This is a genomic window from Bacillus sp. Nf3 (assembly GCF_003028545.1).
In the GTDB taxonomy this organism is placed as follows: domain Bacteria; phylum Bacillota; class Bacilli; order Bacillales; family Bacillaceae; genus Bacillus; species Bacillus safensis.
Genome location: NZ_PYUA01000001.1, coordinates 119639 through 143423 on the forward strand (window position 1 = coordinate 119639; position 23785 = coordinate 143423).

At 39.0% G+C, this 23785-nt stretch carries 21 protein-coding genes and 1 riboswitch; of the genes, 9 read left to right on the forward strand and 12 right to left on the reverse strand.

Features of this window, described 5'->3' with window-relative positions:
• Positions 1–145: 145 nt before the first annotated feature.
• Both C9414_RS00570 and bglH read left to right on the forward strand, forming a co-directional pair.
• On the forward strand, positions 146–2053 hold the full coding sequence (locus C9414_RS00570; RefSeq protein WP_107162839.1) for a beta-glucoside-specific PTS transporter subunit IIABC: 1908 nt from the start codon (positions 146–148) through the stop codon (positions 2051–2053).
• Positions 2025–3443 carry an aryl-phospho-beta-d-glucosidase gene (gene bglH / locus C9414_RS00575; protein WP_107162840.1) on the forward strand — a complete coding sequence of 473 codons (1419 nt, stop codon included), beginning with the start codon at positions 2025–2027 and terminating at the stop codon, positions 3441–3443. The genes C9414_RS00570 and bglH overlap by 29 nt, the downstream gene beginning before the upstream one ends.
• 214 nt (positions 3444–3657) lie before the next feature.
• Here bglH and asnB read toward each other — a convergent pair whose 3' ends face one another.
• Genes asnB through C9414_RS00600 form a run of 5 tightly spaced genes read right to left on the reverse strand, consistent with a single transcriptional unit; the run spans position 3658 to position 9194 of the window.
• Entirely contained in the window at positions 3658–5841 is a 2184-nt protein-coding gene (asnB, locus tag C9414_RS00580; protein ID WP_107162841.1) for an asparagine synthase (glutamine-hydrolyzing), read from the reverse strand.
• A gap of 6 nt (positions 5842–5847) precedes the next feature.
• Positions 5848–7236 carry an MFS transporter gene (locus tag C9414_RS00585; RefSeq protein WP_047202922.1) on the reverse strand — a complete coding sequence of 463 codons (1389 nt, stop codon included), beginning with the start codon at positions 7234–7236 and terminating at the stop codon, positions 5848–5850.
• Entirely contained in the window at positions 7233–8222 is a 990-nt protein-coding gene (locus tag C9414_RS00590) for a GNAT family N-acetyltransferase (protein ID WP_107162842.1), read from the reverse strand. Before C9414_RS00590 ends, C9414_RS00585 begins: the two co-directional genes overlap by 4 nt.
• Positions 8219–8476 (reverse strand): PqqD family protein, encoded by a 258-nt coding sequence (locus tag C9414_RS00595; protein ID WP_047202924.1) that lies wholly within the window; start codon positions 8474–8476, stop codon positions 8219–8221. Before C9414_RS00595 ends, C9414_RS00590 begins: the two co-directional genes overlap by 4 nt.
• The gene (locus C9414_RS00600; protein ID WP_107162843.1) at positions 8466–9194 is read right to left on the reverse strand and encodes a class I SAM-dependent methyltransferase; all 729 of its coding nucleotides are present in this window, start codon (positions 9192–9194) and stop codon (positions 8466–8468) included. Before C9414_RS00600 ends, C9414_RS00595 begins: the two co-directional genes overlap by 11 nt.
• Positions 9195–10196: 1002 nt before the next feature.
• Between C9414_RS00600 and C9414_RS00605 the strand changes: the two genes are divergently transcribed.
• Positions 10197–11189, forward strand: a complete 993-nt coding sequence (locus C9414_RS00605; protein ID WP_047202926.1) for a JmjC domain-containing protein — start codon at positions 10197–10199, stop codon at positions 11187–11189.
• Between the two features lie 152 nt (positions 11190–11341).
• Here C9414_RS00605 and C9414_RS00610 read toward each other — a convergent pair whose 3' ends face one another.
• The 5 genes from C9414_RS00610 to C9414_RS00630 all read right to left on the reverse strand — a co-directional run bounded on the left by C9414_RS00610 (position 11342) and on the right by C9414_RS00630 (position 17495).
• A complete protein-coding gene (locus C9414_RS00610) occupies positions 11342–12463 on the reverse strand; it encodes a 5-methyltetrahydropteroyltriglutamate--homocysteine S-methyltransferase (protein ID WP_107162844.1) in 1122 nt (373 codons plus the stop codon).
• Positions 12464–12551: 88 nt separating this feature from the next.
• A riboswitch (SAM riboswitch) is annotated at positions 12552–12664 on the reverse strand.
• An 82-nt stretch (positions 12665–12746) separates the two neighbouring features.
• Positions 12747–14066 (reverse strand): gluconate:H+ symporter, encoded by a 1320-nt coding sequence (locus tag C9414_RS00615; protein WP_024423918.1) that lies wholly within the window; start codon positions 14064–14066, stop codon positions 12747–12749.
• 50 nt (positions 14067–14116) lie between these two features.
• Complete coding sequence (locus C9414_RS00620; RefSeq protein WP_107163154.1) at positions 14117–15538, reverse strand: four-carbon acid sugar kinase family protein; 1422 nt, start codon at positions 15536–15538, stop codon at positions 14117–14119.
• A gap of 7 nt (positions 15539–15545) precedes the next feature.
• The gene (gene garR, locus C9414_RS00625; RefSeq protein ID WP_107162845.1) at positions 15546–16439 is read right to left on the reverse strand and encodes a 2-hydroxy-3-oxopropionate reductase; all 894 of its coding nucleotides are present in this window, start codon (positions 16437–16439) and stop codon (positions 15546–15548) included.
• A 198-nt stretch (positions 16440–16637) separates the two neighbouring features.
• A complete protein-coding gene (locus C9414_RS00630) occupies positions 16638–17495 on the reverse strand; it encodes a MurR/RpiR family transcriptional regulator (RefSeq protein WP_181286087.1) in 858 nt (285 codons plus the stop codon).
• A 161-nt stretch (positions 17496–17656) separates the two neighbouring features.
• Here C9414_RS00630 and C9414_RS00635 point away from each other — a divergent pair, with 161 nt between their 5' ends.
• Positions 17657–18334 carry a DUF3298 and DUF4163 domain-containing protein gene (locus C9414_RS00635; protein WP_039182576.1) on the forward strand — a complete coding sequence of 226 codons (678 nt, stop codon included), beginning with the start codon at positions 17657–17659 and terminating at the stop codon, positions 18332–18334.
• An 83-nt stretch (positions 18335–18417) separates the two neighbouring features.
• Here C9414_RS00635 and C9414_RS00640 read toward each other — a convergent pair whose 3' ends face one another.
• Positions 18418–18597, reverse strand: coding sequence for a hypothetical protein (locus C9414_RS00640; RefSeq protein WP_008345664.1), 180 nt, complete (start codon positions 18595–18597; stop codon positions 18418–18420).
• A 289-nt stretch (positions 18598–18886) separates the two neighbouring features.
• Positions 18887–20119: a peptidase T gene (gene pepT / locus C9414_RS00645; RefSeq protein ID WP_047202931.1), complete on the reverse strand. Its 1233-nt coding sequence runs from the start codon at positions 20117–20119 to the stop codon at positions 18887–18889.
• Positions 20120–20345: 226 nt separating this feature from the next.
• Between pepT and C9414_RS00650 the strand changes: the two genes are divergently transcribed.
• The 5 genes from C9414_RS00650 (at position 20346) to C9414_RS00670 (ending at position 23754) form a co-directional block, all read left to right on the forward strand.
• Positions 20346–20669: a WXG100 family type VII secretion target gene (locus C9414_RS00650; protein ID WP_024427532.1), complete on the forward strand. Its 324-nt coding sequence runs from the start codon at positions 20346–20348 to the stop codon at positions 20667–20669.
• A gap of 4 nt (positions 20670–20673) precedes the next feature.
• Complete coding sequence (locus C9414_RS00655) at positions 20674–21870, forward strand: DUF6861 domain-containing protein (RefSeq protein ID WP_024427531.1); 1197 nt, start codon at positions 20674–20676, stop codon at positions 21868–21870.
• A gap of 12 nt (positions 21871–21882) precedes the next feature.
• A complete protein-coding gene (locus tag C9414_RS00660; RefSeq protein WP_058838436.1) occupies positions 21883–22641 on the forward strand; it encodes a hypothetical protein in 759 nt (252 codons plus the stop codon).
• Positions 22642–22662: 21 nt separating this feature from the next.
• Positions 22663–23190, forward strand: a complete 528-nt coding sequence (locus C9414_RS00665) for a YfjD family protein (RefSeq protein ID WP_058838437.1) — start codon at positions 22663–22665, stop codon at positions 23188–23190.
• A gap of 99 nt (positions 23191–23289) precedes the next feature.
• Entirely contained in the window at positions 23290–23754 is a 465-nt protein-coding gene (locus C9414_RS00670; RefSeq protein WP_039182560.1) for a helix-turn-helix domain-containing protein, read from the forward strand.
• Positions 23755–23785: the final 31 nt, after the last annotated feature.

Below are 23785 nucleotides of genomic sequence, written 5' to 3' on the forward strand. Positions count from 1 at the left end.
CGATCAATCGCTATGAAGGATTGTTACTGGTTAAGCAGGCAAAACCTAAATATCGATTAATGTCTGAATCACTATTTCTCGGACATTAATGGATGTTTAGGTTTTTTCTATATCAAGATGAAATCAACGATTGGAGGGTAACACAATGAACCACAAACAAACAGCAAAAGAAGTGCTAGAACTTGTCGGCGGTGAAAAAAATGTTAAGCAAGTCACACATTGTATGACAAGACTTCGCTTCAACTTATACGATGAAAGCAAGGCAGATAAAGAAAAGCTGCAATCAACAGACGGCGTCATGGGTGTGAATCAAAGCGGCGGTCAATACCATGTCATTATCGGTAACGATGTATCAAACGTCTATCAAGCAATGATTGCTGACTCTGGGTTATCAACAGATGTAAAATCAAGCGGTACAGAAGAAGCATCAAAACAAAATGTGATATCAAAGCTTTTCGATTTTATCTCTGGTGTCTTCACACCAATTCTCCCAGCCATCGCTGGAGCCGGTATGATCAAAGGGATTTTGGCACTGATGCTCACATTTCAGTGGATATCAGATAAAAGCAGCACGTATGCGATTTTAACAGCTATCGGAGATGGAGCCTTTTACTTCTTACCGATTCTACTTGCTGTAAGCGTAGCCAAAAAAATTGGTACAAATCAGTATATCGCAGCTGCCATTGCAGCAGCAGCACTGCACCCGCAGTTAACCGCTTTACTGGGTGCGGGAAATACAGAATTTCTCGGCTTGCCAGTGGTTGCCGTTGTGTACTCTTCATCGGTGATTCCAATTCTACTTACCATTTGGCTCGGCTCATATGTTGAAAGATTTGCGGAAAAATATAGTCCAAAATCATTAAAGATCATCCTTGTTCCAACAGTCACACTTCTTGTCGTTGTACCAGTTATGCTTATCGCGGTTGGACCGCTTGGTGGAATTATCGGAAATGGCCTTTCAGGTGGAATTGATTTATTGTTTAAACATGCAGGTATTTTGGCAGGGCTCTTGATAGGCGGATTCATGTCACCATTGATCATTACGGGCATGCACTATGCACTGCTTCCAATCATGATTAACAACATTACGTTAAACGGTTTTGACTTTATTCTTCCAATGATGTTTGTAGCGAATATGGCACAAGCAGGCGCAGCATTCGGTGTCTTCTTAAGATCAAAAAACAAAACATTCAAATCATTGGCGATGTCTACAAGTATCACAGCCTTAATGGGTATTACTGAACCTGCTATGTATGGTGTGAACATGCGATTGAAAAAACCGTTCCTTGCAGCCCTCATTGGTGCAGCAGCAGGCGGCGTGTTCATGTCGATCTTTAAAGTAAAATCATATGTGATATCTGGATCAGCAGGCCTCCCAGGTCTCCCAACATTCATTGGACCAACATTTGTCTACTCAATCATCGGTTTAGTCATCGGATTTGTTGTAGCAACGATCATGACACTTGTTCTAGGCTTTAAAGATGTACCAGTAAAAGAAGATACAAAAGCAGACAAATCAGAAGAAAAGAAAGACACAGGAGCACTTCAAAATGAAGTTGTACAAAGCCCGCTTGAAGGTCAGCTAAAGCCACTCAATCAAGTAAATGATGCAACATTCTCTAATGAAATCATGGGTAAAGGTGCAGCCATTGTACCAACTGTTGGACGCGTTGTTGCACCGTTCAACGGCAAGGTTGAAACCATTTTCCACACAAAACATGCCATTGGCTTGAAGAGTGACCAAGGCACAGAACTTCTTATTCATGTCGGGATTGACACGGTAAAACTTGACGGAAAGTATTTCACAAGTCATGTGCAGTCCGGTGATCTTGTACAAGCAGGGGATGTGCTCGTTGAATTTGATATCAAGGGTATTCAGCAAGAAGGCTATGATGTGACCACTCCTGTTATTGTGACCAACACAAATGATTATGCTCAAGTTGATGCGAAAACAGATGGAGCGATTACAGTGAAAGAGACACTGCTTACAGTCAGTGTAGAAGAAAAAGAGGAGGGTATTCAACATGAACAAGTTAGAAAAAACATTTCCTAAAGGTTTCTTATGGGGCGGTGCTGTTGCAGCCAACCAAATTGAAGGCGCATATAATAAAGATGGAAAAGGCTTATCGACAGCTGATGTATCGCCAAATGGTATTATGCACCCATTCGATGAATCAATGAAAGACCTTAACTTATATCATGATGCCATCGATTTCTACCATCGCTATAAAGAAGATATTGCACTCTTTGCAGAAATGGGATTCAAGAGCTTCAGACTATCCATATCTTGGCCGCGTATTTTCCCAAATGGCGACGATGCGAAACCGAATGAAGCAGGTCTCGCTTTTTATGAAAAAGTATTTGATGAACTGCATAAGCATGGAATTGAGCCAGTTGTTACGATCTCTCACTATGAAATGCCGCTTGCACTTGTGAAAAACTACGGTGGATGGAGAAACCGTAAGCTTGTGGATCTTTATGAAACATACGCTAAAACATTGTTCACTCGCTTTAAAGATAAAGTGAAATATTGGATGACCTTCAATGAAATCAATGTCGTGTTACATGCACCTTTCACTGGTGGCGGGCTTGTATTTGAAGAAGGAGAAGACGAGAAAAGCATTCAATATCAAGCAGCGCATCACCAATTTGTTGCAAGTGCTCTGGCTGTTAAAGCAGGACATGAAATCATTCCAGATGCAAAAATTGGCTGTATGATTGCAGCGATGACCACATACCCGTACAGCTCAAGACCAGAGGATATGTTTGCTGCAATTGAGCAAGACCGTAAAACATTGTTCTTCTCAGATGTACAGGCAAGAGGCTACTACCCAGGTTACATGAAACGTTATTTCCTGGAAAATAACATCAACATTGAGTTCCAAGACGGGGACGAAGACATTTTAAGAAACCATACAGTTGACTATATTGGCTTCAGTTATTATATGAGTTTTGTGACCAGTACGGATCCAAAGGTCCTTGAACAAGTTACTGGTGGTAACCTATTTGAAGGTGTGAAAAACCCTTATCTAGAAGCAAGTGATTGGGGCTGGCAAATTGATCCGAAAGGACTTCGTACAACACTGAATCAGCTGTATGACCGCTACCAAAAGCCATTGTTTATCGTAGAAAATGGATTGGGTGCTGTCGATCAAGTAGAAGAAGACGGATCAATTCAAGACGATTACCGAATTGATTATCTCAGAAGCCATTTGCTAGAGGCGAGAGAAGCCATCGCAGACGGAGTAGACCTGATCGGTTATACAAGCTGGGGCCCAATTGACCTAGTCAGCGCATCAACGGCTGAAATGAAAAAACGCTACGGCTTCATTTATGTCGACCGTGATAATGAAGGAAACGGTACATTAGATAGAAAGAAAAAGAAAAGCTTCGATTGGTATAAACAAGTGATTGCGACGAATGGTGAACATTTGGATTACTAAACAGAGAAAATATTGTTTCTATCCTTTAATAACATATGGTGTCTCGTAAGGGTGAAAACAATTTGAATCAGGCATTATCATTCTTTGGGTCTTCTTTAGGGGGACATAATGGTGATAATGCCTTTTTTTATTAAAAAGATAAAATTGAACAAAAAATAAACCACACTTTAAATTGTTGCGTGGTTCAAGTAAATCATATGCTCTTCGAATATATTTATTTAAGCTTTTGAAGAGAAGTTTTGATCTTCAATTCAATAATACCTAGTGATATTGCTTCTTCAAGTATTTCTTTTATATCTTCAAATTTTAGATTATTTTGAGATAAAATATCCTCTATGGATTTGATGCCATTGATTTTACTTAAAAAGGTAAACCATTCATAATCATCGCGTGAATCAACAAGGTATTCAATGCTATTATTAATAGTGATATATAATAAGTTATCCTCTTGCAAAGGCATTAAAACATCTATGTTTTCTTTTAGTATTGGAACGTGTAATGTATTAATCGTTAGAGCATCGTCTTGGTTTAAGTGTAACTTGTGTATATTTCTTTTTGGTGGAATGCTAATTTTATTTGTGCTCTTAACTTTTACCGATAAATCACTCGACATTTGTTCTAACATTCCCATATTGATTAACCGTGTTAAGAACTCAATATTTTCTAAGTCATGATGATTTTCAATGGTTTTTGCAAATTGATAGATGGAATCTATATTAACAAAACTATTTTTATTAAAAGCATAATCAATTATTTCATAATTATTCTTCTTTAGGATATTCAAAATTAAATTTCTAGTAGACTTAACCCCTTTCCCATAAAAAAATGGAACTTTAGGTCTCTTCACTAATGTTTCGGGAATATCTGTATATTTTAGAAGACCTTCTCTAAGTATGTTTTTATCAAAAAAAAGATCAGCATACTTGTTTTCTTCAACACCAAGTGTTAGCTCAATGAGATTGTGGTCTAAGAAAGGAACCCTATTCTCTATATGGTTACCAGCAGCAATTCTGTCTTCCATCCAGCAGTTATACATCTGAATATCTCTATACTTGGAATAAACATAGTTTAAGTAAGGATTGTTTTTGGTCTTAAAAAAGTTATTTTTTAATAAACTTCCTTGAAATAAATTATCCCATGTATTAATCGGGTCATTCAGTAAATTCTTTTCTTTGTTTTTATCCAAAATCTTTAACGATTGCATGAAAGTGGCCCAGGCTGGATCCCTTTCAGAAAAAAGTTGGCTATATCCACCATTAAATTCATCACTACCTTGCCCAGTTAATATTACTTTTATATTTGGATTGGAGTGTTTTGCGAATTTATGAAGATGATATTTATAGAGCTGCTCGGCACTACAATAAGGACTCTCACATAACCATAAAAGAGATTTCCAATCATCGATACTATAGTCCATAGTATACTCATTAAAATCAGCAAAGTGTTCATTAAAATGATAATGCTGTGCGGCTTTTAAAGCATACTCTGCATCCCCGTTAATAATGGTACTTCTACTTACAACAGAAAAGCTGTTGATCTCTGTATGTTTTGCTACAAAATGACCTATTGACACAGAATCAATACCACCACTTAAAAATAAACCTATATCTACATCACTCATTAAACATTTTGTTGAAGAAGTGTCTAAAAGATTTATATATTTCTCTATGATTTTATTTTTCGATAGGTGATGTATAGGAATTTTGGTTATGTTCCAATATTCTTTTGTATTCACTGTTTTATTTCTGAGGTTCACTTCGATGTAATGTCCACCTGGTATATTTTCAATCCCTGAAAAAAAGCTCCCCACGGGCGTTATGTTATTAGAAACATGCCCAGCTAACCAAGAATCACTTAAAGCTTCCATCCAATCAAATGTGCGTGGACAATTAGGATATTGCAATAAAGCTTTAATTTCTGATGCAAAGATAATACGTTCTCCCGTAAAGTTATAGAACAAAGGTTTAATGCCAAACCTATCTTTTATAAGATAAAGCTTCTGTTGAACTTTATCTAGAATACTGATTGCAAACATTCCATTTAAAAAATTCAAGAAATTTATTCCATAATCTTCATATAAGTATAATGCAATTTCACAGTCTGACCGGCTACGGAAAGCTCGTTTTCTTTTTAGTTTGCTTTTTAGATCATGATAATTGTATATCTCACCATTAACCATGACAATAATAGATTCGTCATGATTAGCGAAGGGCTGATGACCATGAGTAATATCATTTATCGCAAGTCTACAAAATCCGAATGCTTCTCTTCCGTTTATATGATAAAATTCTCCATCTGGACCTCTGTAATTGATTTCTTCCAACATGTTTTTCATAGAAAGAACTTCATGTGAAGTAACATCATAATGAAATTTAACCAATCCAACTATTCCGCACATTAATGATCATTCCTTATTATTAAGTTGAATTTCTCCATTATTATCTACTATTTTTCGTCTATTTATTTTCGCTTCTATAATTACAATAAGCATTGAGCAGAGAAAGAATACAGTAGAGGTGACACCAATCACCTGATAACCGGATACTGATATTTCTGTATTCGTTGATGATTGTATGATTGGAGCAAACAAGACACCCGCTACGCTTGCCGTGGTAAATTGAACCATCTGAAATAATCCCATATAGGTTCCTGTTTCAGTTTTTGGTGAAGAAGTTAAGGCTACTTTATTTTGAGCCGGCAGCACCATTACAGCACCAATACCACCTATAATGAACACCAAGACAAAATATACATAATGAAAAGAGTTTTCACCGGGGAGAATGCATCCAATACTATATATTGATAATAAAGTTAGACCAAATATCATCGTTTTATTTAATGACTTATCCACGCGTCTTCCACCCCATGCACCTAGTGAAATCATCACGATAGGGCTTGCAAGTAATACCATGCCTACTATACTGGCTTCATATCCTTGAGACATTCTAAAATAAATCGGGGTAAACGTAGCAATAGCATTTATGGATAAAAAAATAAAAAAACCTCTGAGCGCATTGATTAAAAATGGCCTATTACTCCATAAATCTTGGGGTATGATTTTTGTTTGGACTTTATTGAAAAATTCAACGTACAAAAATGAAGCAAAACCTGCAAAACCAAATAAAATCCAAACGTCACTTTCACTAATAAATATTCCTTGAATGGATATAAAGGTTATAAGTAAGCTTAAAGTTCCTACTATAGGTAAATTTCCAAAAATAAATTTAGTTGATGTTTCAATATTAGGAACTAGCATTAACCCTAGAACAAGTGCTATCAATCCAATTAGCCCTAGTAACAAAAATATCATTTGCCATCTCATACTCTGTATAATCAAACCGCCTAATGATGGACCTAACAGCGCTGATGCAGCCATCACTGAACCTTGTAATCCAAATGCCCAACCAATTCTATCTTCACTAAATATGCTTCTAATAAGCACAGCTTGCACTGGAACAATCATAGCATCAGCTAAACCTTGAAGAGATTGCCCTACCAAGAACATTCCCCAGTTAGATGAAAAAGCACTAAGCAAGCAAGAAATAGTGAATAAGCTTAACCCTATTAAAAACATTTTTTTAACATTTGTCATTTTGGCCATGATGCCAAAAAAGGGCATGAAAACCCCGAAGAAAGACCAAAAAGCGATGTTTCTCCACTGCATGACTTCATAATCAATATTATAAAATTGAACTAGCTCAGGATAGGCTATAAATAACATGGTAGTACTCATTGAACTAGCAAATACTCCGAGTGAAATCGCAATAACAATCAATCTGCTTTTTATAGTCATTGTATCAACCTTTTTTCAAATTCTAATTCATCTTTGACATGTATCCCGTAATTTCCTATAGAGGGGATTGTAGGTTTAACCATTCTTGCTTTATCAATTGCACCAATATAGATGTTTTTGAAAGAATATCCCTTTCTTTGATAAAACCTAATTGCATTTAAGTTATCATTACTAGTGATTAAATTAATAGAGTATATATTTTGTGTTTTTAGATTTTGTTCTAACTCAAGAAGTAATCTACTTCCAACACCATGGTACTTTTCTAGAGCCTCCAAAGTCAGGATTTCTGCCTCTTCTTTAAATATTTTATAAACTAATATTCCTACTATATAATCTTCACGTTTAGCCAACAAAATGTTTTCATTTAAAACATTATAAGTTGTCCCTTTAGACACCATAGTCGTTCCACCCCAATGTTCATTGAAAAAACATGTTAACCACGAAAAGTCTTTTGAACTTGGCTGAGTTACTGTCAATTCTTTTGAAAGAGGACATTTTTTTGACAGCTGGATATGGGCTACTTCTTTTTCATTCGCTTGATCCTCAGAAAAATGGATTGAGATGCCTAGTTTTTCGGCGTTTATTTGTGCAAGTTTTTGTGCATAGTTCGAAAAATCTTCAGGGTCAATACCAAAATAAAAAAAACTCTCAGGTGGATTCTTTTTGTACCACAGTTTGCTACTGATGACATATTCGTTTTGTTTTGTTTCAGTTATGCTGATATCATCATATAATAGTGCTCTTCCTTCAATAAACTCTAAGACAAATTCATCTAATTTGTTTTGAGTAAATAAACGGTTTTTTTCTTGAAAATATCCTATTCCACTTAATTTACTGTGAATCCAATTAATTAAATCATCCTCGTTTAGTTCATTATCTCTCGCTAGTGCCATTAGCATTGCAATGTAATTAACGATTGTTTTGCTTCTCTTAATTGAAATGTTTTTATAGATGTTTTCTAGAATATCGTTGTTAAGTTTATTCATTTTACATATACAACTTCCTTTTCAATTAATTGTTTACTCAATGCTTGCAGGTCTTCGATACAAGTTTGAACATCTGTATCATATTCTTCAGCAATTTCCGTTACTATTGAAATAAACTCTCTTTGCCCGTCAATTCGTTCATAAAAATCAGCAGCGACTTGATTTAGGGACATGCCTGGTTCGATAATGATACCTTTTAAGTACTTTCTGGTAACATTATCAGGATTCTTTATGAGAATTGTATTATTTTCCATTTGGATTCCCTCCATTCTTTTTTTCTATAACAAGGTACCAAGATTGTGGCTTTGGCTCCTTTGTATCCATACTTGTTGGAATATCTCCAATTTCATCAATAACTTCCATAAATTCTTCAACAGAGAACTCTAAAGGATGGAATGAATAATTTGAAATACCTGCGCGTGTAAGCATTTCACCTACATGTTTTTCAGTATAGCTTTCTAAGAAGGCTTCCTCCAAAATACTTATATACTTTGAGTCTATTTGCTTTTTTAGGCTATCCAAGGAGAGTAAAGATATAGGGTGAGTATCAATAATGATGATTTTACCTCCCGGTTTTAGCACTCTATAGCACTCTTTTAATCCCTTTACTGGCTCTACCCAATGATGGAGACATGAATAAGAAACTAGTGCATCAATTGATTCATTAGCATACGTTAATGAATGAACATCTTGTATTTCAAAAATCACATTTTTTTTATTAAGACATGTATTTATTTGATTTTTGGCTAGTTCTAACATTGTTTTATTAATGTCAGTAGCATAGATAGTGGCATTTGAATTGTTACATAAATAATGTGTTAAATAACCAGGACCAGTTCCCATATCAACAATTGTCTCTTCAGAACCTGAAAGGGTATGATTTAAAATTTTATTACCTATCAACGGGTATATGTATAGTTGATTTTCTTTGACAAAATCATTATATAAATAACATTCATCATGAGTCAGCAAAGAATGAACACTCCTTTCATAAAGTGTTAGGGTATGAAAAACCAGTTATTAATGTCCACCAGCAACAACTACATTACGAATCTCAACGAGACGTGGAGTTTTATAAACTTTTTTCATGCGATTCACCTCCTTTATTGTCCTTTTCTAAAAGGGTTTTATTGGATTAATGTCCACCAGCAACAACTACATTACGAATCTCAACGAGACGTGGAGTTTTATAAACTTTTTTCATGCGATTCACCTCCTTTATTGTCCTTTTCTAAAAGGGTTTTATTGGATTAATGTCCACCAGCAACAACTACATTACGAATCTCAACGAGACGTGGAGTTTTATAAACTTTTTTCATGTGATTCACCTCCTTTATTGTCCTTTTCTAAAAGGGGTTTATTAGATTAATGTCCACCAGCAACAACTACATTACGAATCTCAACAAGACGTGGAGTTTTATAAACTTTCTTCATGTAATATCCCTCCTATATATGTCTTAAATTTCAATTTCATACCCTAACGAAAGTCATGATAGCACATTTTTTATATTTTTTTCAATATTTAAACAATGATTTTTTTTTGACAAATTTTTAAGTTTATAAAGTGAAAAGTGATGAGTAAATCGCTGCTACAAAATAGAGTTAGAGTTTGTGAAAAAGAAATAGGGGAATATTCAAAAAATGTCTAGAATCATGGGTTATCTTAATCTGAAGAGACGTTTATTGTTTTAGAGAGTTGTCTAACCACTGAATTTGAATTCTAAATGGAATAGGATAATCTTTTATGTTTGTGATGATTGTGCATACTAACAAACGTATAGGAATAATACCTTTAATCTTCATTTGTCCATAGGTCTTTTAAAAGTAATTCTGTCGATCCTTGTATACATATTATTTTTTATTGGATATCTTTTGATAATCTATTCTTTTTATCTGAATGTTAAGATTACTAGTTGAAATTGGATTTGCTTTTTGTATAATTGTATTTGGAAATATAAGTGTAGGAGGTAAATAATGAAAATAATAAATGGAAATATATTAGACGACGTTTTAAACGAGATGAGTTCTGATGAGTTTTTAAATGAATATTGGCCAAATAGTTTTTTGCATAACAAAGGAAGTTTAGAACGATTTTTTTCAGTTCCTGGAATCGAAAGTATATCCAGCTTAGAGAATATTCTAAAGATATATAAAAATCCAGTAATGGTTGTTGGGGATGCAATAATTGAGGAGACAGGGGGGATCCTTAACAAGTTTTTAGTTCCACCTGAAGAGGCAATGAGTTGGTATGAAAAAGGAGCTGCCTTAGAATTTGATTTCACAGAAATATTTATACCAGAGCTTCGTGAATCTATTAACAAACTAAAATCACTGTTAGGTTTGCCTGAGGGAACAATGGCAAAAGCAGTATTGTACGCTGCTAAAGAATCAGCTGGATTTTCAGCACATTTTGATGCGTATTGCAATTTCATTTTTCAACTTAAAGGGAAAAAGAAATGGAAGTTGGCTGAAAATTTTAATACAGTAAATCCACTTCAACATTATGAATTAATCGAGGCTCCTCATTTGCCAGATCCATTAAAGTCGTATTGGAATGGTGAATTTCCTGATGAAAATTTATCTAATGGAAGGGAATTGATTTTAGATACGGGCTCATTTTTATTTCTTCCAAGAGGTTGTTGGCATTCAACTAGTTCTTCTGAAGAAACCATTGCATTAAACTTTACCTTCGGTCAGCCAGCTTGGCTAGATCTAATTTTAATAGAATTAAGGAATCGACTGATTCAAAAAGACGAATGGAGAGAGCTGGTGAATATCGATCTTTTGGATGAAAATGAACGAAAAAAGATAGAAGAAAAATTAAAATCAATGATAAATAATTTACCAAACGATTTCAGGGGAATTTCAGTAGGGGATATTCTGGCAAGAAAGAAAGATGACTTAGATGTATATCAATCTACACAACTTGTTGTAAGACAACTTATGAGTATAAAAGATGGTTTTTAAGAAGATAACTTATGTTCATTATCTTCTTAACTCAACTATAGAAGTATTACGATTAAACTTAGCATAATGTCGATTGAGATGACAAAAAATAAAGAACCGCCCAAAAAAGCGGTTCTTTATGATGACGGTCAGCTTTTTCTGTAGGTTTCCGCCTATTTCCACACTTGATCTGCAATCTCAATCACATGACGCAGTTTTTCCCATTGCTGCTCTTCTGTTAACAGGTTGCCTTCCTCTGTTGAGGCGAATCCACATTGTGGACTCAAACAAATTTGGTTAATGTCCACATATTGAGACGCTTCCTCAATGCGTTTTTTAATCTGTTCAACTGGCTCAAGCTCACCGTATTTTGAAGTGACAAGGCCTAGTACGATTTGAAGGTTTGGGTTCTTCACATATCGAAGAGGCTCAAATCCGCCAGAACGATCGTCGTCGAATTCTAAAAAGAGACCATCAAGATCTAAGCCGGCGAAAATTGTTTCTGCCGCTGCTTCGTAACCACCTTCAGCTGCCCAAGTTGATTTAAAGTTACCGCGGCAAATGTGCATAGTAATCACCAAATCCTCTGGGCGATCGGCAACAGCTTCATTGATTGTCTTCGCAAACGACTCACGAAGTTCATCTTCTTCACGGCCAAAGGCTTTGATTTGTTCGTGGCCTTTTTCAGAAAAGAACACCGCCCATGCTGTATCGTCCAGCTGCAAGTAGCGGCAGCCTGCATCATAAAAAGCACGGATGGCTTTCTTATACGCCTGTGCCACATCATGGTGGAATTCCTCTAAGCTGTCATACACCCCTTCTTCAAGCTTTCCACGGAAAAAGAGCATATTCGGACTTGGAATCGTCATTTTAGCTGTATGATCACCAGCGATGCTGTGCAGGAAACGATAATCCTCCAGCATTGGATGATCTGTAAAATCGATCTTGCCTGTTACCTTGATACCTCTAGCTTTTGTCGTTGTGTTATGAAATTGAATGCCTTGATCTGCTTCAAATCCTTCAACCCCATCGAGTCCTTCCAGAAAGTCAAAATGCCACCATGCACGTCTGAACTCACCATCTGTGACAACCTCTAACCCAATTTCTTTTTGCTTCTCTACAATACGTGTAATTTCTTCGTTTTCAATTTGTCGGAGCTGCTCTGCTGTCAGCGTACCATCTGCTTTTTGCTTGCGTGCTTCCTTGATGCGCTCTGAACGAAGTAAACTTCCTACTTGATCTGCGCGGAATGGCGGTTTCGTTGTTTTCTTTCCAATGGTTTGTACTTGTGTCATGCTGAATCCCTTCTTTCTTCAGGTTAAAAAAACAATTAAAAAAGCTCTTCCTTGGATAAGGAAGAGCATCATATACTGTGAGAACTCTGCCTTATCTTCAAACAAGCATCTGCTTGCTTAAGGAATTAGCACCATTCTGTTCCTAGGAACAGCGGTTGCCGGGTTTCACAGGGCCAGTCCCTCCACCACTCTTAATAAGGTTACCTTTTGATTCAATTTTCTTAATAAACACAATTATTCAACTTTTTCGAGGAAAAGTCAATGGTTTTTACAATTTAATTTCCTACATGAACAAATCAGCAACAAGAACACCAGCTAGTCCGACAAGTGAAAGCACGGTGACCATCAATGTCCACGTTTTAAAGGTTTGAGCCATTGATAGGTTAAAGTATTCTTTATAAATCCAGAAACCTGCATCATTCACATGAGAGAACGTGATACTGCCGGCACCTGTTGCGATCACCATTAATTCAGGGCTGACACCCGTCAGGCCAATCAGTGGTGCAGAAATGCCAGCCGCCGTGAGACCGGCGACAGTCGCTGATCCTAAAGAGACACGAAGGACAGCAGCAATGAGCCAAGTCAGAAGCAGGGGAGAAAGTGTGCTTCCTTGCATGATCCCTGCAATGTATTGATCGACGCCGCTATCAATGAGCACCTGTTTAAAGGCGCCTCCGCCCGCAATAATTAATAAAATCATAGCAATAGAGCCGATAGAATCCGTGATGGACTTCATCACGTCCTGCATGCTCTTTCCTCTTCCAAGCCCAAACGTGTAGATGGCAAGCAGCACTGAGATTAATAGTGCAATCGCCGGTTCGCCTAAAAACTCAGCGGTAGGCAGCAATGGGGAGGAAGGGAAGAAAATTTCTAGAAATGCTCTGAAAGTCATAAGCAATACAGGCAAAACAGCGGTGAAAATGCTAATGCCGAAGCTAGGCATTTCTTCTTCTGTGAATTCCTTTGGATTAAATAAGTTCTTTGGGATATGTGCGTGCAACTGGTCTTTTTTAAATAGTTTTGTAAACAGAAGTCCACCTACTAAAACAGCAGGAATCGCTAAAATAATCCCAACCAATAAGGTTTGTCCCATGTTTGCTTGAAAGACATTCGCAATGGCAGTCGGCCCTGGGTGAGGAGGGAGGAAGCCATGTGTGGTGATGAGAGCAGCGACAAGCGGCATGCCCACATACAGCACAGGAAGTCTTGCAGCCTGAGCGATCGTAAAGACTAATGGAATTAAAATAATGAATCCGGTTTCATAAAATAGAGCAATTCCAATCACAAATCCAGTTAGCATCGTCGCCCATTGGATTTTTCCGATGCCAAATCGGTCAATGAGTGTCATCGCGATACGCTGAGCACCGCCAGAATCAGCCATCAATTTTCCAAGCATCGCTCCAAAACCGAGAACGAGTGCCAGGTGTCCGAGCGTACTGCCAAGTCCTTTTTCGACGGAAGCAATCGCTTCTAGTGGTGTCATCCCTTCTAACACAGCAACAATTAAAGAGACAATAATCAAAGAAATGAAAGCGTTTAACTTAAAGACAACCATGAGTAAAAGCAATAACAAAACGCCAAGTCCAATAAACACTAACGACATGATCTTTCCTCCTTTGTGGTGCATAAGGGGGCGCAGACACCCCCTATGCCTTATCCTTCAAGTATGTCTACAGCTTCTTTTAACGTATCCTTTGACCCAACATTTCCCGGGAAAATCACATAAGACATGAAAGGGAATTTACTTTCTTCTCCTGTTTGCCAAACAGGGATCCCTGGTTTGATTTGACCTGCCACGGTCGCACGTCTCACGCTAAGTCCTCTTGTCCCAATATCACTGGAAGTGATTCCGCCTTTGGCAATGAGATACTTAGGACGAATGGTGAGGCGCTGGACAATACTTGTCACAGCATCACTAATCTGTACAGAGAGCTTTAATTCTTCCTCTTGGCGATCATCCCCAAGATCAAGCCGTTCTCTTTTTGTATAAACAGCCACAGATTGACCTGCTACCAACAGTGCTTCAGTTTGCTGAATGACACGGTCAATTTCTTTGCGAAAGGCATCAGGCTCTAACACGAGGTGGGTATTAAATTCAATAAAAGCCATCTCTTTATTTTGCTCAAGCGCTTGTAATTGTTCTGTTGTTTTTTTTACATGAGAACCGATCATAATGAGACCACCATGAGGGCTTTCTTCTTGTATCAAGTCACCTCTTGTTAATAAGGCGTGATCCCCTATACCGCCAAGTACTTTTGTGAGCGCCGCCGCACTTCTGAACATCAGCTGCTGTCCTGCTTGAATGGCTTCAATGAGAGCGGTGACAAAGACTTTGACATCGTCATAGTCCACTGCGTTTACAACCACCTTTTTGAAATCCTTCACACCCATGAGCTGTTGTTTGATTGGATCGATGCGTAAAGCCCGCAGATCAGCTAACGAAATGTAGGTCGTGTTCTCTTTTGTGAACAATCCCTCTGACTTTTCTTCAATCCATTCTCCTAGATGAGAGGATTGAAAGCCGAATGTACGGTCTCGTGCAAATTCTGTGTCACCAGCAGGAATTAATTCGTGTCCTTCCTGTACGTAATGAATATTGTCGATCGTAAAGCGTCCGCCTTCTTGGAAAAAAGGAAGAAGGATTTCTCCATCGAACTGGCGGGAGCTTTGCTGTTCAATGGTCGTTTTGAGTACTTCAGTTTCAAGCGGAAAGTGTCCGCGAAGAGTAGAATCTCCTCGGCTGACAATGATGAATTCCTGATTAAGCCGTTCAGCCACCTTTACAATGGTTGCAGCAATTGTTTCGTGCGCAGCGGCAGTTTCTTTCTCTGTCATACTGCGAGAATTTGTCAGTATAAAGAACATGCGGCTGTCTTCAAGAAAACCAGCCTCAATGCTTTCTTCTGACCAATCGGTGAAAACAGAGACGCCATGTACGGTTTGAATCCCTGTTGGATCATCGTCTAATACAATGACTTTATGCTGAAAGTCGCTCAGTGCTTGTTCGTATGCTGATTGAATGGCCTTTGAATCTGCTTTTGGAATGGCATTCAATATGTCAGTACTTTGCTTCATGACCATCTCATCCTTTCTTTACTTCGACATGAGCCATTTTTTCGTAATATTGAACGATGCCGCCATGATCAAGCCCGGATTTTCCGTCTGCTTTGAGGGCGTGGAAGATTTCAAGCAGCTGACTAGAAAGCGGAAGAGGAACACCGATATCATGAGCAGTTTCCATGACATTGGTTAAATCCTTCAAGTTGATGTCGATGCGTCCGCCAGGTTCAAAATTTCGTTCTAAGATGAGGGGGACTTTTGCGTCGAGAACGGCACTTCCTGCCAGTCCGCCGCGGATGGCTTCATACATCTTATCAATGGCAATGCCTGATTTAGCAGCTAGAACGAGCGCCTCGGACATGGCCGCAATATTTAAGTTGACGATGATTTGATTGGCAAGCTTTGCTGTTGTTCCGCTTCCATTCGGTCCAACTAATACGACCTCAGTGCCCATTGCAAGCAGGACATCCTTCACTTGCTCAAAGATGGATTCTTCGCCGCCAGCCATGATGGCAAGTGTTCCGTCTATTGCCTTCGGTTCTCCGCCGCTGACAGGTGCATCGATAAATTCCACCTGATGCTGTTTGGCAAGAGCAGCTAAAGCCCTAGAGGTTACAGGAGAAATTGAGCTCATATCTACGATGACAGTGCCTGGTGCGGCTGTCGTTAAAATGCCTTGATAACCTGAAACGACTGCTTCTACATGCTCTCCTTTAGGAAGCATTGTGATGATGATATCGCTTTCAGAAGCTGCCTCAGCTGCTGAAACAGCACCTTTTGCTCCGGCTTTCTGTAACGATCGAATCGCTTCCTCATTTAGGTCAAAAACCGTTAAAGTATGACCGGCTTTTAATAGATTGAGTGCCATAGGTTTTCCCATAATACCTAGTCCAATAAATCCAATCTTCTTTGTCACGTTGTCCGCCTCCTATATAGAAAACCCTTACAAAAAGCGCTTTCTTTTCTTTGTGTTAGTATATATACTATCTTCTAAATTTAATAGTAGGAAATAAACTATTGTTCATTTAATGTACATGACGTGATAGGAACGTGTCAACGGAAAATATGAAAAAAGTCACAAAAAAAGACCGGAATCAGCTCCGGTCTTTTGTGTTCATGTTTTATTTTTAGCTACAGCTAATCTAGATCGTTTCACGTTTTCAATGGCATTTGATCCTAGCTCTAAAACAGCGGCGACGTATAGTACATCAATGATCACAAGCTGGTTGATACGGGAGATCATGGAGTCCGATCGATAGGTTGTCTCTCTGGAAGAGCTAAGCAGATGAAAATCAGACCGTTTTGCGAGCTCTGATTTCGGATAGCTGGTGATAGAGGCAATTTTTGCCCCTTTTTCTTTTGCAAACTGTACGGCGTCAAGAATTTCTCTGCTTTCTCCTGAATGGGAGATTGCGACGATAAAATCGTGTTCCGTGGCGTGTGTTGCAATCATATTCATCATATGCGGATCACTGCAGAGGCTCACTTCAAAACCAAGCTGCAGGAACTTATGATAAGCATCACCAGCAATAAAGCTGGACGCACCTGCTCCAAAAAAGACGGTTTTATGTGCCTGTTTCATGTGTTCAATGAATTGTGTGACGGCATGATCCTCTAAAATATGCTTCATATCTTGAATAGAGTTTGTTGTTAACTCTATGACCTTATGCTTAATGTCAGCTACACTATCGGATGCCTCGATCTCGCCGTATATGGATTGAGGTGTATTGGTCGCGATATCCTGTGCAACATGGACACGAAACACTTGGTACGATTCATAGCCAATTTTTCTTAGAAAACGAAAAATCGTCGTTTCACTTGTGCTGCATTCAGCAGCGAGTGCACTGATAGAATGAAGCACAACTTTCTGAGGGTTTTGTAAAATGTAATTGGCAATCTTTTTCTGGGTTGGGGACAAACTATGAAACGTCGTCCGAATGTGACTAAAAATATTCTCTTCTATGATAAACACCACACTTCATCTAGCATTCTACATTAAGCATACAGGAACTTATGAAAACGGTAAACAAACCAGATGTGGAAAAATGAAGAATAATATGGAAAAAATACTTCTTTTGGTTCTTTTGTCATGGTATACTCATTTGGTAATAGACAAAAATGGGGGTTTTTACTATGACAATGAAAAAAGGCCTAACGATCAGCCTGCTTATTTTCTCACTGATTGTTTCCTTGTTTGCGCCAGTTGGATCTGCGGATGCCAAACAAGCAAAAAAAGCAAAAGTAAGCACACACTATTATAAAAAGAAAAAAACGTTCAAATATGCACAGGTGAAAAACCTAAGCAAGGCGCATATGAAAACCATCAATCGTGATTTAAAAGAAGATATTGCATTCTCTTATTCTACGTACTTGTTTTTAAAGGACGAAGCGAAAAAGGAAGGCTTTGGGAAGATCACGTACGAGAGATCGTTTAAAACGAAATTTAACAATGGGAAGAAACTAAGTATCTTAAACTATGACTACATGAATGATGGCAGCATGCACGGAGACACAATGGTTTCCAGCATGAACTATGTGTTAACAAAGAAAAAAACAAAGCAGCTGTTCTTGACTGACGTTGTGAAAACAAAGAAAAAGCGTACGAAAGTAAGAGATTATATTTATAACTACACAAAGAAACATAAAAGCAAATTCTATGCGAACCTGAAAAAAAGTGACATTGAAATCAACTACAACACACAGTATTACTTCACGAAAAAGGGAATTGCTGTTGTCTTCCAGCCATATGAAATTTCACCTTATTATGTTGGAATTCCTATGATTCAAGTTCCTGCGAAGGTATATAAATAAAAAGAAAAACGACCACTGAATCTGGTCGTTTTTTGCTGTTTATTCAACAAAAAGAGCCCCTCATGAGGCTCTCTTATTTGGATTTATACTTGTTTAGGTGCATCGTTTAGAGGGTGACGGCGTTTTCCGTTGTAGTGGCGGCGCATACGAAAGATTTCAAACTCCGAAAGCTCTGCGCTTTTTCTTTTTTGGGTGCGGTTATCTTTTTTGAAAGAGAATAGTAAGTAGCAGCAAAGTGAAGCGATAATCAATAAAATCATCATATGACATTCCTCCAATTCATCCTATTCTTTAAGTGTAGACAGGGTGAGTGATGTTTATAACTGAAAATAAGCAGCAGAATCGGTTTAGTCCTTAAGGTTCATTCGATCTGCTATTTTAGGTCTAAAATACTGGTTGTTTTTAACTATTATATTTCCAGTTATTTCACTCGTCAAGAAGAATTTTTTCTGGGGTTGTCTCTATTAGTACGAATAAGTGTCATAAAAGTTTCAGAAAATTGTAAACTTTTAATAAAAAACCGTTCCCGAACAGGAACGGTTGTAAACATGTCTATGCTTTTTCTTCAAATAAACGGGCAATTTCAACGATAACTTCGGTTGCTTTCACCATGTTTTCAACGGAAATAAATTCATATTTACCGTGGAAGTTTTCCCCGCCAGTAAAGATGTTTGGCGTTGGTAGACCTTTATATGAAAGCTGGGAGCCATCTGTGCCGCCGCGGATTGGTTCAATGACCGGTGTGACTGAGCGATTTTCCATAGCTTCATGAGCTATGTCCACAATATGTTTCACCGGTTCAATTTTTTCTCTCATATTATAATATTGATCCTGAATGCTGAGGGTGATGCTGTTTTCTCCATAAGTGGCTTTTAAGTCATTTGCTATTTTTTCAAACAATGCCTTGCGATTGTTGAATTTCTCTTTATCAAAATCACGGATAATATATTGCAGCTCCGCCTCTTCTACTTCTCCTACAAATTTCGTCAGGTGGAAAAAGCCTTCGTAGCCTTCTGTATACTCCGGAGATTCGTCAGAAGGAAGTTTGTTGTGAAAGAGCATCCCGATTTTCGCAGCGCTGACCATTTTGTCCTTAGCTGTTCCTGGGTGGACGTTGTTTCCTTTAATGGATACTTTCGCACCTGCTGCGTTAAAGCTTTCATATTGCAGCTCGCCAAGCGGTCCGCCGTCAATTGTGTAAGCATAGGAAGCGCCAAAGGCATCAACATCAAACTTGTGCGGCCCTCTGCCAATCTCTTCATCTGGCGTAAAAGCGACGCGAATTTTTCCATGCTTAATGTCTGGGTGTTCAATTAGGTAATGCATAGCTGTCATAATTTCTGCGATACCAGCTTTGTTATCTGCACCAAGCAGGGTAGTGCCATCTGTTGTGATCAGCGTATGTCCTTGGTATTTTTGTAAATTTGGAAACTGTTGTGGAGATAAAACGATATGTAGATCTTCATTTAAGGTAATGTCGCCGCCTTGATAGTTCTCATGAAGCTGCGGTTTTACATTTTTGCCGGTGAAGTCAGTGGCTGTGTCGATATGAGCCAAAAAGCCAATAGTCGGCACGTCTTTGTCTGTGTTAGATGGGATCGTTCCCATGACATAGCCGTTTTCATCCATTGTCACTTCTTGAATCCCGATGGATTTCATTTCTTCAACAAGCTGTCTCGCCAGGTTCAATTGTCCTTCAGTAGATGGGCAACTTTCCTTTTCTGCATCTGACTGCGTATCTACCTTCACATAACTTGTGAAACGCTGAATCATTTCCTCTTTCATCTATACGTCACTCCTTTTGTAGAATACGTCCATTTTATCACGTCTTGAATGCGCTTCATAACAAGAAAGGCTTTCTCTGGCAATTAGAGAGGAAAAAGGCCTACTTTCATTAGGTGATGTGCTGAATGGTTCTTTAGGGTGATTTTTTTGGGTGTCTTTTTATTTATAATGAGGACATATAAAATCATCCATTTGTACGTTAAATTGGGAGAAAGGGGTGCGAAAGTTGGATTCTAGTCAAACGCTGGCACTCGCTCAAAAGTTTCAGGAAGCGGCTGATGAGATTCGGCAGTCAAAGCAGCTGCTGGAGAATCGGCTGAAGGCAGTAGGATCAGGCTGGCAGGGAGAAGCAAGAGATAAATTTGATCAAAGCTTTGAAGAAACAACGGCACGCTATGATCAATTTGAAAAGGATTTGCTTGAAACAAGTCAGGAACTGCGGGATGCAGCGGTCAAAATTGAGGAGCGTAAAGCTGAAATTGCCAGAATGGAAGAGCTTGAGCGAAAGAGACGAGAAGAACGGAGAGAAAGAAACAGAGAAGGGAGATGATGTGATGGCGCGTGACATTGTGGTTGATCCAGATCAGCTGACAGGGCTGGCGAATGATTTTGTAGGCGAGCTGTCAGCCATTGAAACGAAGCACCGCGATTTACATAGTGAACTGGACGGGCTGATTTTAGGCTGCGATCCTCGGTATAGAAGCTGTTTTTCTGGTGTCGGGGATGCATGGGGAGCAGGACAAGCGTTAATCAGCAAATTGAGCAGCGATGATATTGCCATTCGTCATGCAACAGATAAAATGGTCGAAGCAGATGATATATTGCGGAAATTGTACAGCATCTATGATCAATATGGTACACTCACGAGCTTAGCAGGTATCGTGATGATGCAGGCGAAATATTACGGGCTTGGAATGACGACCTTCATTAAAGAAAATGGCCGATATGCAGCGCAGCATTCGAAGCTGCTGCTTGATCTGACCAGCCGGGTAGAAGGAACGAGATTTGACCGGTTAGCAAGGATTTGGCTGAGTAAAAAAGAATTATTAAAACGATCGAACTGGCCGATGGCTGACTTGGTCCATAAGAAATTCACAAAATTTTATCCTGACGATACAGTTGCGTTCACAAACAGTGTCCGTGATTTTACAAAAGGAAGTATTAATTGGAAGGACACAGCTGCGATCAAGTCTGTTCTGAAAAATGGTGCAAGGTTTGCGAAAGGGAATGCCATCATTGCAACAGTTGTCACTGGTGCAACAGAAACAGTGGGCTGTGGATTGAAAATTGCCGAGAACTATGCAGAATTCGGTGATCAGCCAGAAGTTCTTAAGCGTGAAAATGCAAAGGCTGTTGGAAATGCAGTGAACAATACGGTCTTTATCGCTGGCGGTTCTGTCGCAGGTGCCGTTGTCGGCGGCGCTCTAGGAAGCTTTGCAGGCCCGATTGGTACCGTTGTTGGCGGAGCCATTGGTTCAGCGGTAGGTGGATTTATTGGAGAAAAAGTCGCCAAGCTGACATCCGGTTTTGCTGAACAGATGGCAGTGAAATTAAAGGACCCGATTCATGCGGTCGTGGATAAAGGGAAAAAAGCATTCGAACTGGCGGGGCAAGGTGTGAAAGCAGTCAATGATACCATTGATCAGGCAAATCAGGTGATACATAAAGGGATAGAAAAAACAAAAGAAACCGCAGATTCGCTCATAAAGGGTGCAGGCGATTTCTTTAAGGGTGCATTTTCTTTTGGATAAGGAGAGATCAAGTTGGATCAGCTAAGTCTAAGTATTGAGGAACTCATCTTTAGTTTTTACAGTGAAGGCTATTTTGAACAAGGCATGTCCTTAAAGGAAGCGTATTATCCTGATGTTGAGGATGAGCGCCTTGGGTTTTTATTTGAAATTGCGTGCCGTTCTTTGCTCGCAAAAGGTGTACTGGAATTTCGAAACAGACAATACCGTTATAAAGCGGAATACCGTCATTTCATCCAGGCGATGAATGATGCCTCTTACACCGTCAAGGCGTCTAGATTTGGAGATTTAGATGAAGAAATCAGCACCTCCTTTCACACAACTCAGGCGGGTGTATATGCGCATCATACGCTTTATGATCAACAAGTGCATCAAATTCGTAAACTGAGCGGCGATCAGCAGGCAGAAGAGCAAGTGACAGCCTTTTTCAACATACAGATGAATGATCACCCTGAACCTGTAATCAGTCTCCAGGCGGAGGAATTTGAAATGCTGTTAGAGCAAGCAAGCGAAGCAAAAAATGAGTGGCCATCTTTTCTGAATCAAGCAGAGAATCAAGAGCTCGTGAAGGCATTTGTTTCTGATGTACAGACGAGAAAAGGAAAGATGGATTCCCTCATGAAGGTCGTCTATGACAAAAATAATACGCCTGATGTGGAGTCGATGATATTTGTCATTCCAGGTGAGAACCAATCGTGGCTTGTATCAGGAGTAAAAGAAAATCAATTTCGCATTGAGACGGCTCATCGAGACGGTTTCCGTTCTATATTCTAATGGAGAAAAGGAGAATGACGCTTGAATCCAAGTGAAGTAATAGAAGTAAGGAGCAGACCTTTTTTAAGAGTATGGGCATTCTTAGCAACGGGCGGCTTCGGTATCATCGGTATTTGGTTATTTTCAGAAGCTCTTACATTTGAATCGAACTATACATTGTTTTTATTTTTAGGTGGACTATTAGGTATTGTCTATGGCTGGATCTCCTTTTTGATGATTTTGCCTGCTTTTACGAAGAGGGGAAATGTGATTTTTCGGATTCAGCGCGGAGAGAATGGCGCTGTGCTGCACAGGGAGCGAACGATTCCTTTTCAAGATATTCAATCAATCGACATGCGCAGGCATCGTTACAGTATAAGAGGATTTCTTTTTATGGATGTGCTCATTCGGAAAGTAGATGGAAAATTGATCAGAATTCCGGCGTACAGCATTTTAGATGAAGAAGTATTTGAGCAGACCGTCAAACAGGAGATCTATCCATATTTACATCAGGCAGCCCAAGAAAATTGGAGACAGCAGCATGGCCAGGGAGAAGAGAAGACCGACTAAGCTGTTTTTGTCAGAATTCTATAGGATGAGGCGCCACTTTTTCGGAAAAGTCGTGTATGATGTCAGTAAAGACTGAACACTCGAAAGAGGTGATGAGATATGGATAAAGAGATGGTAATCGACCTCGTCACAGAACAAATGGCACGGATTCGAAAAGAAAAGGATTATACGCAGGATCGCATGGCAGAGGTACTTGGTCTATCGAAACGGCATTTACAGCAGGTTGAAAAAAACAGGCTGCGTCTCAATTGGACGCAATCCGCGGCCGTATGTGCATTATTCAGAGATAGTGACATTCTGAAAGGGACACTAGGGGATGACCCGCTTGAGATTTTGGAAGTTGTGGCACATGATGAATTACATCTATCAGTTGAGCGTACGATTGGCGGAAAGGTTTGGTGGAGGACGGCTGTCAAAAAAGGCACGTTTCGCCTTCAGCAAAATGTACTTAGTCAGCACTACCGCATCTTAGATGAGGAGAATTACCGCTATTATAGTTCTTTTAATAAAGAAGAAGCGAAGCGGCGGCTAGAGGAATTAAGCCAGCTGTCTTCTCCATATTGAGATTGGAAAAGGAAAGAGAGGCACCTGTTGG

Bases quoted from the DNA above. Each gene is read 5' to 3' on its own strand.
- C9414_RS00570 (WP_107162839.1), top strand. From the start codon at position 146: ATGAACCACAAACAAACAGCAAAAGAAGTGCTAGAACTTGTCGGCGGT.
- bglH (WP_107162840.1), top strand. From the start codon at position 2,025: ATGAACAAGTTAGAAAAAACATTTCCTAAAGGTTTCTTATGGGGCGGT.
- asnB (WP_107162841.1), bottom strand. From the start codon at position 5,841: ATGTGCGGAATAGTTGGATTGGTTAAATTTCATTATGATGTTACTTCA.
- C9414_RS00585 (WP_047202922.1), bottom strand. From the start codon at position 7,236: ATGACTATAAAAAGCAGATTGATTGTTATTGCGATTTCACTCGGAGTA.
- C9414_RS00590 (WP_107162842.1), bottom strand. From the start codon at position 8,222: ATGAATAAACTTAACAACGATATTCTAGAAAACATCTATAAAAACATT.
- C9414_RS00595 (WP_047202924.1), bottom strand. From the start codon at position 8,476: ATGGAAAATAATACAATTCTCATAAAGAATCCTGATAATGTTACCAGA.
- C9414_RS00605 (WP_047202926.1), top strand. From the start codon at position 10,197: ATGAAAATAATAAATGGAAATATATTAGACGACGTTTTAAACGAGATG.
- C9414_RS00610 (WP_107162844.1), bottom strand. From the start codon at position 12,463: ATGACACAAGTACAAACCATTGGAAAGAAAACAACGAAACCGCCATTC.
- C9414_RS00615 (WP_024423918.1), bottom strand. From the start codon at position 14,066: ATGTCGTTAGTGTTTATTGGACTTGGCGTTTTGTTATTGCTTTTACTC.
- C9414_RS00620 (WP_107163154.1), bottom strand. From the start codon at position 15,538: ATGAAGCAAAGTACTGACATATTGAATGCCATTCCAAAAGCAGATTCA.
- C9414_RS00635 (WP_039182576.1), top strand. From the start codon at position 17,657: ATGACAATGAAAAAAGGCCTAACGATCAGCCTGCTTATTTTCTCACTG.
- C9414_RS00640 (WP_008345664.1), bottom strand. From the start codon at position 18,597: ATGATGATTTTATTGATTATCGCTTCACTTTGCTGCTACTTACTATTC.
- pepT (WP_047202931.1), bottom strand. From the start codon at position 20,119: ATGAAAGAGGAAATGATTCAGCGTTTCACAAGTTATGTGAAGGTAGAT.
- C9414_RS00655 (WP_024427531.1), top strand. From the start codon at position 20,674: ATGGCGCGTGACATTGTGGTTGATCCAGATCAGCTGACAGGGCTGGCG.
- C9414_RS00670 (WP_039182560.1), top strand. From the start codon at position 23,290: ATGGATAAAGAGATGGTAATCGACCTCGTCACAGAACAAATGGCACGG.